The 12,173-nt window shown below is 62.7% G+C and carries 11 protein-coding genes; 6 read left to right on the forward strand and 5 right to left on the reverse strand.

All coding sequences use genetic code 11. From position 1 onward, the window contains the following. The first annotated feature begins 146 nt into the window (after positions 1–146). Both GFY24_RS27070 and GFY24_RS27075 read left to right on the forward strand, forming a co-directional pair. Positions 147–1,232: an alkaline phosphatase family protein gene (locus GFY24_RS27070; protein WP_153807895.1), complete on the forward strand. Its 1,086-nt coding sequence runs from the start codon at positions 147–149 to the stop codon at positions 1,230–1,232. A 446-nt stretch (positions 1,233–1,678) separates the two neighbouring features. Further along, a complete protein-coding gene (locus tag GFY24_RS27075) occupies positions 1,679–2,479 on the forward strand; it encodes a nucleotidyltransferase domain-containing protein (protein ID WP_153807896.1) in 801 nt (266 codons plus the stop codon). Here the strand turns inward: GFY24_RS27075 and GFY24_RS27080 are convergent. The 3 genes from GFY24_RS27080 to GFY24_RS27090 form a co-directional block, all read right to left on the reverse strand. Further along, the gene (locus GFY24_RS27080; RefSeq protein WP_153807897.1) at positions 2,460–2,675 is read right to left on the reverse strand and encodes a cold-shock protein; all 216 of its coding nucleotides are present in this window, start codon (positions 2,673–2,675) and stop codon (positions 2,460–2,462) included. The genes GFY24_RS27075 and GFY24_RS27080 overlap by 20 nt on opposite strands. Positions 2,676–2,876: 201 nt before the next feature. Continuing rightward, positions 2,877–4,907, reverse strand: coding sequence for an ATP-binding protein (locus GFY24_RS27085; RefSeq protein ID WP_153807898.1), 2,031 nt, complete (start codon positions 4,905–4,907; stop codon positions 2,877–2,879). A 169-nt stretch (positions 4,908–5,076) separates the two neighbouring features. Further along, complete coding sequence (locus GFY24_RS27090) at positions 5,077–5,574, reverse strand: helix-turn-helix domain-containing protein (protein WP_153807899.1); 498 nt, start codon at positions 5,572–5,574, stop codon at positions 5,077–5,079. 100 nt (positions 5,575–5,674) lie between these two features. Between GFY24_RS27090 and GFY24_RS27095 the strand changes: the two genes are divergently transcribed. Both GFY24_RS27095 and GFY24_RS27100 read left to right on the forward strand, forming a co-directional pair. Then, positions 5,675–6,325, forward strand: coding sequence for a dihydrofolate reductase family protein (locus GFY24_RS27095; RefSeq protein ID WP_153807900.1), 651 nt, complete (start codon positions 5,675–5,677; stop codon positions 6,323–6,325). A 75-nt stretch (positions 6,326–6,400) separates the two neighbouring features. Beyond that, on the forward strand, positions 6,401–7,483 hold the full coding sequence (locus GFY24_RS27100) for an MBL fold metallo-hydrolase (protein WP_153807901.1): 1,083 nt from the start codon (positions 6,401–6,403) through the stop codon (positions 7,481–7,483). Between the two features lies 1 nt (position 7,484). Here the strand turns inward: GFY24_RS27100 and GFY24_RS27105 are convergent, their stop codons facing one another. Beyond that, positions 7,485–7,988, reverse strand: coding sequence for a GNAT family N-acetyltransferase (locus GFY24_RS27105; protein ID WP_194853035.1), 504 nt, complete (start codon positions 7,986–7,988; stop codon positions 7,485–7,487). A 367-nt stretch (positions 7,989–8,355) separates the two neighbouring features. Between GFY24_RS27105 and GFY24_RS27110 the strand changes: the two genes are divergently transcribed. Together GFY24_RS27110 and GFY24_RS27115 are read left to right on the forward strand one after the other, a co-directional pair. Next, the gene (locus GFY24_RS27110; protein WP_153807903.1) at positions 8,356–8,979 is read left to right on the forward strand and encodes an endonuclease domain-containing protein; all 624 of its coding nucleotides are present in this window, start codon (positions 8,356–8,358) and stop codon (positions 8,977–8,979) included. Positions 8,980–9,142: 163 nt separating this feature from the next. After that, positions 9,143–10,027 (forward strand): HNH endonuclease, encoded by an 885-nt coding sequence (locus GFY24_RS27115; RefSeq protein WP_153807904.1) that lies wholly within the window; start codon positions 9,143–9,145, stop codon positions 10,025–10,027. A gap of 9 nt (positions 10,028–10,036) precedes the next feature. On the opposite strand, the gene GFY24_RS27120 is transcribed toward GFY24_RS27115, so the two are convergent. Then, the gene (locus GFY24_RS27120; protein ID WP_309231390.1) at positions 10,037–11,977 is read right to left on the reverse strand and encodes a P-loop NTPase fold protein; all 1,941 of its coding nucleotides are present in this window, start codon (positions 11,975–11,977) and stop codon (positions 10,037–10,039) included. Positions 11,978–12,173: the final 196 nt, after the last annotated feature.

Here is a 12,173-nt window from a genome sequence, read left to right on the forward strand (position 1 = left end):
CGCGCGCCGTCACACCGGTGACATGGGCCTTTTCCCACCCACCGAGATGTTCGTGGTCGATTGTCCAGTTCCAGTCGCGCGGGCGGGTGTGTGCGACTAGGTTGCGCGGCATGTCGCCTCGCGCCTCTAATTCTCATCGCACTCATATGCCTCATCGACTACTCGCCCTCGCCGCATTGACCGCACTGCCCCTGACGGCCGCGGTCCCCGCGCAGGCCGCGCCCATCACCAACAAGGTTGTCGTCATCGGCATCGACGGCACTCTCTACAGCGAGGTACTCGCCGCCAACGCACCGAATCTCGGACTACTGGCCGCACAGGGGACGCTCGCGCAGACCTCGATCGCACCGCACACCACCATGTCGTGCGTCTCCTGGGCGACCGCGCTCACTGGAGTATGGGATACCAAGCACGGCATCAAGGACAACGACTCCACCTGCACGCCAGCGGCTTTCGCGCCCTATCCGACCGTCTTCACGCAGCTGGAGCAGGCCCGGCCGAACCTGACGACCGAATCGCTGGGCACCTGGGACAAGATCGGCATGATCGCGCGCACCGGAAATCCGCACGCGGACAAGGTATCGGTGACGCAGATCGATCCGAGCGGCTCGGGAGTCTGTGAGACAACGGCGGATTCGAACGCGGCGGCGCAGGTGGTCTCCGCGGTCACCGACGACGGCGCCGATCTGGTGTTCACGCACCTGGATCAGGTTGATATCACCGGACATACGCTGCGCGGCATCTGGCCGCAGGCGTACCGGGATGCGATTCAGCGGGTCGATACACTGGTCGGCAAGATCACCCGGGCGGTCGACGCGCGAGCGGCGTCGCACACCGACGAACGCTGGACGATCCTGGTCACCACCGACCACGGCCACAAGCCCGAAGGCGGACACGGCGGTCAAACCGCCTATGAGACAGCCAGTTTCGTGATCGCCCGCGGACCCGGCTTCGCCGCCGGCGCGCAGAACAATGGCTACACCCTCGCCGATATAACCCCGACGGTGCTGGACCTGCTCGGCGTCCCGTCCCCGTCCAACCTCGACGGCCGGTCGATGCGTGACGGCGGATCGGGGAATCCGGCCGCGCCGGTACCGAATACACCCGCCATCGACTCATCCGTGACCGGCTCGTCCTCGGGCTCGGCGGAGGCGCTGATGGTGAACAACCCGCTCTGCATCCTGGGTACCGGCTCCGGAAGTGGTTCGGCGAGCGGCTCTACCGGCAAATAGCCGATCTCGGTTCGATAAATACTACGAAAGGCCGACCTCAGGGCTGCGAAACCCGAGGTCGGCCTTTTCGGCTTGTGCGGCGCTATTTAGCGGCCGAAGGAGCCGGTCCACAGGGTGCTCAGGATGCCGTGCAGCGCGGCGGAGCCGGTGTCGAGCAGGCCGTTCAGAGCAGCGGAACCGGTGTCGATGATAACGGGGATCATTTGAATACCTCTCAGTGGATCTCGATTGAACTAACGACAGTCAGCATATCGGCGGTCATTTCGGTCCCGTTACCGGGCATTAGCGTTATGTGATGGGCGTCACAGGTTCAGAATTGTGTGACACGGGCCATATCCACATCAAATTCTCAGCTATAACGAGCCAATCACGCCCCTATTTCCATGGGCATTGGCAGTCCAAAATCGCGTGGACCAGCGCGGCTTGCGACGCTAGCGTCACCGTCCATGACACTGCGCTCGATCCCCTCCTCCATGGACCCAACGGTGGTCTCCACAATCGACGGCGAACTGGCCAGGATCGCGCGTGAACAGGGCGTCACCGTGCCGCTCGCCATCGAAAGTGGCAGCCGGGCCTGGGGATTCCCCTCACCGGACTCGGACTACGACTGCCGGTTCGTGTACCTGCGGTCGCTGAACGACTATCTGACGCCCTGGCCGGCCCGCGATGTCATCGAGACGCCACTGGTGGGCCTGCTGGACGTCAGCGGCTGGGACCTGGTCAAGGCGCTGCGGCTGTTGGTCCGCGGGAACGCGGTGCTGATCGAATGGGTGATGTCACCCATCGTCTACACCGCGGACACGCAATTCCGTAGCGAATTGCGGGAGCTCGCGGAGGCGGTGGCGGATCGCGATCGAGTGGCCCGGCATTACCTGCATCTGGGTGCTCGGCAGTGGCGGCTGTTCGATACGAACCGGTCACTGAAGAAGGTGTTCTATTCGCTGCGACCTGCGATGGCATTGCGCTGGTTGCATGAGCATCCGGATAAGGCGGTGGCTCCGATGCATTTGCCAACTCTGCTTGAAGAATGCGAACTACCGGTGGCATTCGTCGAATCGGTGGCGGAACTGACCGATTTGAAATCGCGCACCCGCGAAATGGGTAGTGGCGAGGTGCCCGGACCGATCGCGGCCTTCATCGCGGCCGAGTTCGAGCGGGCCACAGCGGAGTTCACCGGCGACGAACCGACCTCCCGCGAGCGCGCAGAGGTGCTGGCGACCGAATTCTTCAGAAACCGGCTGCGATAACCCGCACGATGACGGCCTCGGGGCCCGGCTTGCTGCGGCGAACCTCGAACTCCACCCGCTGACCCTCGGCCAGCGAGCGGAAACCCGCACCCTCGATGGCGGTGTACTCCACGAACACCTCCGGACCGCCGTCATCGGGGCTGATGAAGCCGAAGCCCTTCTCGCTGTCGAACCACTTCACAGTGCCGTGCACCATTTATCGAACCTTCTCGAACGCCGGGATACCTGGGGGCTGCGTCCCCACGCGCACCGCGGTCCATGGTTGCACGCGGAGGGTCGCGGCGTGCGCGCGCCCGCGACCGGGTTCCGGCATGTCCGGAAAACGAGACCGGCTCGCCCGGTGCGGATGCGCTCACGTCATTGTGTGCGCGCTCCGGACGAGCCGGCCCGCAGGGCCCTATCCCGCGCGCGCGGTGCCCTCTTCCTCCTCGTTGCCGCGCATGGAATAGACGCGGTCGAGGAAGTCACGGTGCGCGCGCAGGGTGGCGTCGAGCAATTCGCGCCAGGTGCGGCGGTCCACCCGCTGATCGCTCATCAGGGAGGAGAGTGCGGCCGGACCCAGGCGATCAATGTGGTCGACGATGAAAGTCAGTCTGCGGCGCGGGAATTGGGCACCGATACGCGGATTCTCATCGAGGAAGCGATCGAGTTCGTAGAGGTAGTTGACGGCGCGGTTGTACTCCTCGTCGGTGAGATGGTAGTCCATCCGCTTGATCTCCACGATCCACAGTTCGCCGGAGTCGTGCAGCAGCACGAAATCGGGTTCGCGCTTGGGGCTGCCGATGGCGGTGGTGAGCAGGGTGGTGCCGAATTTGTGTGTGTACCAACGCTCGAAGCTGGCCCTTACCCGTTTCAGGGATTCGTTCATCCCCAGCGGCGTCCACTCCGGTGCGAGCAGCCACGGCGCGCTTTCGATGAGCTCCTGCAGCGGGCGCTCGAGCGAGCGGCGGTCGTCGATCAGCGCGCGCAGCCGATCCACCACGGCGACGCGTTCACCGGCGATCTGCCCGAGTGAGTAGATCTCGGCGACCCGCGCCCGTTCGAACAGTGCCACAACGACATCCATCTCGGGCTCGGCGTCTTCGGCTATCTCCTTGAGGGTTTCGAGCAGGCTGCGCTGCGGGCCGAGTGAAAGTGCCAGCCGCACCATGTTCTCGATGTGCGCGGGATCGTCGAGTGAGGCTCGATCCTTGTGCGCCACCAGGATTCGCGCGGCATCGATCACCGAGTCGCGGAACAGCCTGTCCCCCGGCGCGATTGCCTCCAGGGTTTCGCGCAGCCGGGAGCGGTCCACGAACTCCTCCCAGACGCGGCGGCGAATGGATTTCTCGCCGATCCGGCCGATCTCCTTGATCAGTGCCTGCCCCCACTGCGCGAGCGCCTCACCGCGCGGGGAGTTCCACATAATGTCCTGGCGATCGGAGCGGACCAGATCCTCTTCGTCGTCCAGCCAGTCCACGTGCACCGCGCCGACCAGATAGGAGCGCAGTTTGAACTCCCCGGTGAATCCGGCGGTAATGCCGAAATCCCTTGTCTGCGCGACGATCTTGCCGCGCGCGTAGATGCGCACACCGGCCATGGCGTCATCGCGGTACGGCTGTTTGGAGTAGGCGATCCAGCCGCTCACCGGCAGGAACTTATGCCCGAAGCGCACCGGCACCCGGCTCACATCGATGCGGGTGTCCTCCATGACATCGATGGGCAGATCGCTGAGCGTGAAGCTCTCCCGCCCGATGCAATTGCGCACCAGCACCCGCCAGTCCGAGCGTTCGATGCCGAAGCGCGAGGCCAGCTGACGGCTGAGCTCGGTGCCGGTATTCACCCTCTTGCGGAAGAAGTCTCGCAGAATCACGGTGGTGCCGCGCTTGGCGGTGAAGGTGCCGTCCAGCGGGCCCGGCCGCGGGTAGTAGTCGCGTTCGGTGTCCGAGAGCATTTCGCCGAGATCCAGCACGATATGCGAGACGGGCCAACCCAATTCGTTCTCATCGCCGGAATGGCTTCCCGCCGTGATGACTTCGATGGTGCGGCAGATACCGAAGGCGGCAAGCTTACCGATCCCCTTGCGCCCCATGACGGGTCGCCCGCGCTCGCGGGACAGATCGGTTCCGGTGCGCACGCGCCGATCGGAGCCGACCATCAGATAGTGCCGGTTGATCTCATCGGTGGTCATGCCGTGCCCGTTGTCGGACACCACGATTCGATATGCGGGCTCATCCGCGGCGCGCACCGTCCCGGCCAGGGTGACGCCCCACGGTAGCGAGACCTCCACCTCGGTGGCATCGGCATCGTAGGAGTTCGCGATGAGTTCGGCCAGCACGGCCGAAACCCGGTCGTAGAGACGGATTCCCAGCTTGTCTATGGCAAGCCGGCTGATCCGCATCGTGTACTTGTGGTCGTCCTGCACGGCCGCATGCACCTCGTTGTACATGGTGGGCCCCCAATTGCCCTAACGACAGCCTTCGTTCAGCTATCCCTGATATCGATGCAACGCCACCTGATTAACAAAGGGCTGAACATTCACCTACCAGTTCGTCACGGTCGTGTTCCGACATTCACCGCCGGATTGCCCAGTGCAACGGCAAGGTCTCGGTTACCGATTATCGGCCCGAATCCTGTTGGAGAGCAGCCTCATAGGCGGCGGCGAGGCGCTCGGTGGCGCGGGGTCCGGAGCTCTTGGGCAGGGGTGTGCCGAGGTGTGATTCGCGGAGTTCGTTCATGAAATCGTTCCAGAGTTCGGGGCCGCCCTCCTCCAGGAGTTCGGCCCGCACGCGCAGGGTGAGCGTGGTCGGCCGGTGCCGCAGACCCCACGCGCCGAGATGCGCCATGATCGGCACGAGTTGGATGGCGGGTTCGGTGAGACGATATTCGGCCTTCTGCCCCGGGCGCACATCGTCCCGGCTGAGCAATCCGGCGGCGGTGAGCCGCTTGAGCCGATCGGACAGGATATTCGAGGCGATGCCCTCCTCGGAGTTGTTCAGCAATTCGCGGAAGTGCCTGCGATTGCCGAACATGATGTCGCGCAACACCAGCAGGCTCCACTTGTCGCCGATGACCTCGATGGTCGCGTTGATCGGGCATCCCGAGCGTGCGTCCATGCCTGCCTCCAAAATCTCCGCCAAACCGATTGCAGATCACAACTGGTTGATTCTATGATACTGACTGATTGCAAACCACAACCAGTCAACGAGGTGCGTAATGCCGAAACTCCGAGTACACAACCTGTCGATCTCCCTGGACGGCTACGTCGCCGGCCCGAACCAGGGGCAGGACAACCCCCTGGGCGAAGGCGGAATGGACCTGCACACCTGGGTCTTCGACACCGACTACGGGCGCAGGATGACCGGGGCGGCCGCGACCGGAAAGGGCGGCCTCGACGAGGACTACGCCATCGCCGGCGACGTCAATATCGGCGCAACCATCATGGGCCGCAACATGTTCGGCCCCATCCGCGGCGAATGGCCGGACCACTCCTGGACCGGCTGGTGGGGCCCCAACCCGCCCTACCACCACGACACCTTCGTCCTCACCCATTACCCGCGGCCGTCGCTGGAAATGGAGGGCGGCACCGTCTTCCACTTCGTCAACGACACCCCCGAAGCGGTCCTGAAGCGCGCTTTCGAATCCGCCGACGGCAAGGACGTCCGCCTCGGCGGCGGCGCATCCGCCGTCCGCCAGTTCCTGCGCACGGGTCTGGTGGACGAACTGCACCTCGCCCAGGTGTCGATCCTGCTCGGCGCGGGCGAGGCCATCTACGACGATCCGGCCACGATGGCGGGGTACGAATGCAGTCGGTTGGAGTCATCCGCAAAGGTCACCCACCTAACGTTCACCCGCAAGGCACGCTGACAGCCGAGGGTGAATCCGGGCAGAATGCGCGCAACGGGTCGGAACCATCAGTTCCGCGGGCGAGAGGAATACGGGATGGTGCGCAGCCCTATCCAGGGCAGTCCGCTGCAACGCGGACTCACGTGGTTCTCGCAGCGGATCGAAACTCCGCCCATTCCCGCACCGACCCTCGCGCAGACGATCGCCGCACGACAACGCTTCTTCGGCGTGGACGCGGTGGATTCCGAAACCGGTTCCGTACGTTCGGATCAGGTGATCCTGAGCTGGTTCGGCTGCGCGAGTTTCGCTGTGGCCCTGGGTGGTTCGGTATTCCTCCTGGACGCCTGGGTCCCCCGCGGCGCAACCTCCGGATACGTGCCGACCACCCCCGCCGAGGTAGCGGCGTTACGCCCCGCCGCGATCTTCATCGGCCACGGGCACTTCGACCACGCAGCCGATGCTGGTCCGATCGCGCAGGCCAGTTGCGCGGTGGTGCACGGCACCGCCGAACACTGCGCCACCGCCCGCAAACAGGTCTCGGCAGCCGAATTCCCCTGCGTTGCACTAGGTTCGGCGACCTCCTCCCCCGGTGATCGCTACGATTTCGAACTGACACAGGCCGTTTCGGTGACGGCAATCCGCCACATCCATTCCGCCCGCACCCCCCGACATGAGGGCGCGGACGCATGCACACCGGTGAAGCCGACTCCCCGATTAGGCGATATACGCAGGTACCCACCAACTCTCGCCGACACCGCCCACCTGATCCGCCGCCTCACCGACCCCGAAGGCGGCGTCCTGCTCTACCAATTCCGCACCGAGAATTTCACGCTGACATGGCATGACTCGTCCGGACCATTGCTGGACAAAGCGCCACAGGTACTGGAAGTACTGCGCGACCTGCCCACATCAGACGTGCACGTCGGCGCGGTGCAAGGCTACAACCAGTTCACCAACGGACTACGCGATCCGCGCAGCTACATCGAAGCCCTACGCCCAAAGGTCTTCGTCCCCAACCACCACGACAACTGGCTCCCCCTGATAACAGCCCGCGGCGAGGCATTCCGATCCCAGCTGGAAGCTGAATTGTCCCGCCTCCCAAACAGTCCCGAACTCCGCATGCTCCTGGACCCAGACGACTACGTCGTCCCCGGACGCCTGTCCTTCCCCACGAAGTGATTCATCGAAACCGCAGCACCATGGTCACACTGGTACTGCCGTCATGCTCATACTCCGAACTCGGCACCACCACAAACCCCAACCGCTCATAGAGCTTCCGCGCCGGATTACTCTGTCGCACACTCAAACTCACGGCATCGTAGCTCCGTTCAGCAGTCTCGATCAGCCCGTTCATAAGCGCGCTCCCCAACCCACTCCCCCGCAGTCCGGGCACAACGGCAATAGCCAACTCGGGCGTGTACTCGTCCACAAACCCATACGCGGGATTCTCTGTTGTAAACACCCGCGCCCACGCAGCCCCCTGCGGCACATCGCCTTCCCCGCCAACGACCCCGAAATCCCCTCTCGCACCCCACCCTTCGACATACCGCGCCAACGCCGGAATCCCACGCAGCTCCTCAGCGGACTCCCGCCCCTGCTCCCGAGAGTACGAAGCCTCGAAAAGCATCTCCCACAAGAACTTCTCATCGGCCACCTCAGCCGACCGAACAATCAAGCTACCCACTCCAGGGACTATAGATCCGCATCCACCAGCGCCGCTGGCCAGCCAGTTCCGCACGGCTCTCCTGAAGCAAACGAGCGTTTTCCACAGCAGCCGAGTTATCCGCAGACCCGACGTTTCCCCAGGACACGTACCCGAGTCTGAATCGCCGATCAGGGATCGTCCATCTGTGATCCGAACCCGAAGAGAGTTGCTGACCGAAATCTCTCCTGCCACCATCACCAACCGCTGCCGCACCGGTCGGTACACCCGCCTACTCCCAGGCATCTACTCGGAAGGCAGTTCAACCACCTTCGTAAAGTGTCAGGCGGTCGTTGCCTGGCTCCCGGAGGCAGTATTCAGCCACCGCACCGCAGCCTGGTTGTGGAACATGCTCCAAGAGCCCGAATTACTCGAAGCCACCATCCCCTCGGCCTGCTACCGCCGCACCCCGCCGTGGCTGCGGTTGTACCGCCGCGACCTGCGTCCCGACTGGACTGACGCTGTCTGGGACCTGCCCGCGACCACTCCGGCCCGCACCCTCCTGGACTGTCTGACCGTCATGCCCAACCATGATGCAGAACGCCTCATCGACGAACACGCACATGCCGCGTCGCCGGATCTTCTCGACCTTTGCAGCCACCTCAAAGGATCCCCCGCACTCCGTAGACAACTCCGAACTGCGGCACCGGACGCCGCATCCGAACCGGAACGACTCTTCACCCGCGCCCTCACCAGCCGCGGCCTTCATCTACTCGCCAACCACCCTGTAGGCCCCTTCTACGGCGACTTCGTAGACCCCCACTCCCGAACCATCATCGAAATCGACGGCCGCGAATTCCACAGCGATCCAACAACATTCCGCGCCGACCGCCGTCGGCAGAACGCTCTTGTCCTCGCCGGCTGGTTCGTCCTGCGCTACGCTGCCGCCGATATCTACTCCTGCCTCGACACCTGCGCCGACGAAGCAGCACGGCTTATTCGCCACCGCCGCAGAAACCGTCCTGCCCGCTGAGCGCTGAGGTGAACTTTTGCTGCAATCCCCTACGCACGCTGCCGATTTCCCCGCACTCCACGCACGAGTTGCACCAAAAGTTCACCACCGGTCCGGACGGGCAGTCTTCTCTGCAAGCTGTTGAAGATCAACATCCAGGGGCGCGGAGTGGCAAGCTTCTCTTATGGACCAGGATGCCGAAACCATCCTCCGCGAGGAGATCTTCCGCCACCTCGATGAGTTGGTCGGTGAAGCCGGAGTCGTGACCCGTCAACAACTGTGGGACTTCACGATCGGAGGCGAAACACATCGCCTCATCGACCGCAACCGCGGAATCCGCAACCCGAGCTACATGCTCGCGACGCTGTCAATTCTCTCCGATCCCAAGGGGAAGTACGCAGATCAGGAACTGAGTGATTCGTTGTTTGCCTATGCCTACCGAGAGGGCAGCGTTGACGGCGACAACAAGAAGTTGCGTCGCGCGCTCGAACTGGAGCTGCCACTCCTAATGCTCCGCAAGATCGCGGATGGCATCTTCGTCCCGATACCCCGCGTCTACGTGGTAGCGGATGACAAGAAGAACCGACGCTTCTTGATCGCCCTGGATGACGATCTCCGATCGGTAAGCAATCCCCTGCAACTCCAGCCGTTGGAGCGGCAGTACGCAGAGCGAGTGATCAAGCAGCGACTACATCAGCCCGAGTTCCGGGGCCGAGTCCTACGCGCGTACCAATGTCGCTGTGCGGTATGCCATCTCAAACACGCCAAGCTATTGGATGCAGCGCACATCATCTCGGACGGCAAGCCGAATGGCACGCCAACTGTGGATAACGGCCTCAGCCTTTGCAAGATCCACCACGCTGCCTACGACGAGAATTTCCTGGGGATCACACCTAACTATCAGGTTCGTATAAATCAGACACTTTTGGATGAGATCGACGGACCGATGCTGAAGCACGGTCTACAGGAGATGCATGGCCGGGCCCTGTTCACCCCGACAAAGCCCAAGGAGAAGCCGTCGCCCGACCGGCTGGCTCAACGCTTCGAAGAGTTCCAGCAAGCCGGCTGAAGGAGGACTTCAGCGCTGCGAATATGGCACTACATCAGGCAGTATGTGGATAACTGCGGCCATCGGGATTTCGAGCAACCGATCCCCTTCCGAGAGGAAGACAGAAAGGCGACCGGATTCGCCATGGGCGACACCGTCGGGCGCAACCTTCCGAATCCAGTCCCCAAGGGAGAGATCTGCGTTCTCGGCAGTATCGGGTTGCTGAAGCTTCAATCCCACTGTGGTCGGTGCGCCGACCAATAGGGCGATCACGGCTGGCAATGCCCGAGTATCGTGCGCCTTGCCTGCGAGCCGAGCACGAACCGCGGCATAAGTATTGCCAAACCGCTTGGCGCGACGAGGATTTGCGCCCACAAGGGGTGCGACGAGATCCACCGCGGCAAGTTCTTCATCGGTGAGGACCAGCGCCTCGGCCAACTGCTCGCTGGACGGCAAGCCGACCGGCACAGCGCTTTCGGGAGCTTCCATGCTTTCGGTCTCGGGTACAGGTCCTGGACCGGCGTCCTCCACATCAGGTACCCGACCCACATCGACAGCGTCACGGAGGATGGCTCTACACCCATCCGGCGTCATCGCTGGCAACGTATAGCTCAGCTGGAAGATCTTCTCGAGATACTCCGCAGCGGTCGGTGCACCTGCATCGCACGCAATCGAGTCTCGATGTCGTAGGTGTAGCGCGCTCTCCAGAACTCGCCTGTCGATGCCGACAACGACGATGAACAGCGGAAGAGCCAACAGAAAATGGACGGCCTCGAGCACGTCCATTACCGTTTCAGGGGCGCATCGGTCCAAATCGTCGATGTACAGAACAATGCGTTTGACCGTGGCCTCGGGATCGGACGCCGCTGCATCGAGACACTGACTGAGAGTGACCAGATCATGGTGGACAGCACCCATTATCCCGAGATGCTGCCGATACTCATCGCTCGCGACGCGTTCTGCAATAAAGTCATGCATGATCCGAGCAGGCGTCAACTGGGCACGTTCGCCACACGCCACGGCCAACTCTTCCATAACTCGGGCTCTGCGTTCGTGTGCACCCTGCAACTCAGCCTGCGTAGAGGCAGCTTTGGCCTCCAGCCTCTGCAGCTCGGCCGCCTGCTCGGCAAGCTTCTCTTCCACCGCATGCTCGATCTGTCGCTGCAGTCGCTCAGCCGGTTCCAAAAGTTTTCGAGCGAATCCCGATTGCCGTTTGATCCAGGCAGCAGCACTCGATCCGGCCCCCGCGAACGGTGCAACAACCGCTACCAGCGAATCCATTGAGCCGGGAGTAATCAACGACAGCAGTCCCATAAGAATCACGCCGGTCACGCCAGCGAATGCTGCACCCGCAAGTGGCGATTTATACCACTTCCCGCCGGCTGTGGCGAGCAGCCGTGCTCTGGATGCGATGACGACCGCTTCACGTGCAGAATCCCGGAGATCGAGAGCGCTGTCTAGCGCGAGCGAAAGGCCCGACTCGGCGAGAACAACCCGGAACCGCGCAGTCAGCACCGGGTCGGCGACGACCTCTCGCCAAATATTTTTGGTACGAACGTCTTTCAGAGCATCGAGTTCTTCTTCATGCCGGGTCCCGACCTCGGCGATTTCATGGTCGATCTGCTCCGAACGACTTGCGATTGAATCAATTTGATGCTGGGCGGCTGTGAGCCTTCCTTCGATTGCATCGATTCTTGTTGTTGCATCGAGGAACACTCGTCCCAATATGCCGTCCGATGGACCCAGCTTCGCGAAGATCTGTTCGATCAGACTCGCCCACAGATTCCCGCGAGAGTAGTGCCATGCTCCGAAACGGACATGCTGTACGCCCGCTTCGAATATATCGGGCGAATTCTCGGCAAGTTTGCCCATACTGGCTTCGATCTTCTTCATGAAGAATGTCTTGCCACTCCCCCATTCACCGTAGACGGCGACCGCTAGTGGGTCGATTCCAAAGTTGTTGGGCGGTATGGGTTTCTGGTTGAATGTGGGCCGTGCGAGCTGCCCCTCTGGTGTTGCGTGATGGCGATCGGGAGATCTTGGCGGGCTGGATCCGGTCGAGCACGATGAAGTCCGGGTTGGTGCTACGAGCTCGGATCGTCGTGCTGGCCGCCGACGGGGTGGCTCACGCCGAGATCGCCCGGCGTTTCTCGATCTCGCGGCAGAC

Origin of the sequence: Nocardia sp. SYP-A9097 (assembly GCF_009649815.1) — a bacterium.
Lineage (GTDB): Bacteria > Actinomycetota > Actinomycetes > Mycobacteriales > Mycobacteriaceae > Nocardia.

Excerpts from the sequence above, each read along its gene's own strand:
- GFY24_RS27070 (WP_153807895.1), top strand. The coding sequence starts at position 147 with ATGCCTCATCGACTACTCGCCCTCGCCGCATTGACCGCACTGCCCCTG.
- GFY24_RS27075 (WP_153807896.1), top strand. The coding sequence starts at position 1,679 with ATGACACTGCGCTCGATCCCCTCCTCCATGGACCCAACGGTGGTCTCC.
- GFY24_RS27080 (WP_153807897.1), bottom strand. The coding sequence starts at position 2,675 with ATGGTGCACGGCACTGTGAAGTGGTTCGACAGCGAGAAGGGCTTCGGC.
- GFY24_RS27085 (WP_153807898.1), bottom strand. The coding sequence starts at position 4,907 with ATGTACAACGAGGTGCATGCGGCCGTGCAGGACGACCACAAGTACACG.
- GFY24_RS27090 (WP_153807899.1), bottom strand. The coding sequence starts at position 5,574 with ATGGACGCACGCTCGGGATGCCCGATCAACGCGACCATCGAGGTCATC.
- GFY24_RS27095 (WP_153807900.1), top strand. The coding sequence starts at position 5,675 with ATGCCGAAACTCCGAGTACACAACCTGTCGATCTCCCTGGACGGCTAC.
- GFY24_RS27100 (WP_153807901.1), top strand. The coding sequence starts at position 6,401 with ATGGTGCGCAGCCCTATCCAGGGCAGTCCGCTGCAACGCGGACTCACG.
- GFY24_RS27110 (WP_153807903.1), top strand. The coding sequence starts at position 8,356 with ATGCTCCAAGAGCCCGAATTACTCGAAGCCACCATCCCCTCGGCCTGC.
- GFY24_RS27115 (WP_153807904.1), top strand. The coding sequence starts at position 9,143 with ATGGACCAGGATGCCGAAACCATCCTCCGCGAGGAGATCTTCCGCCAC.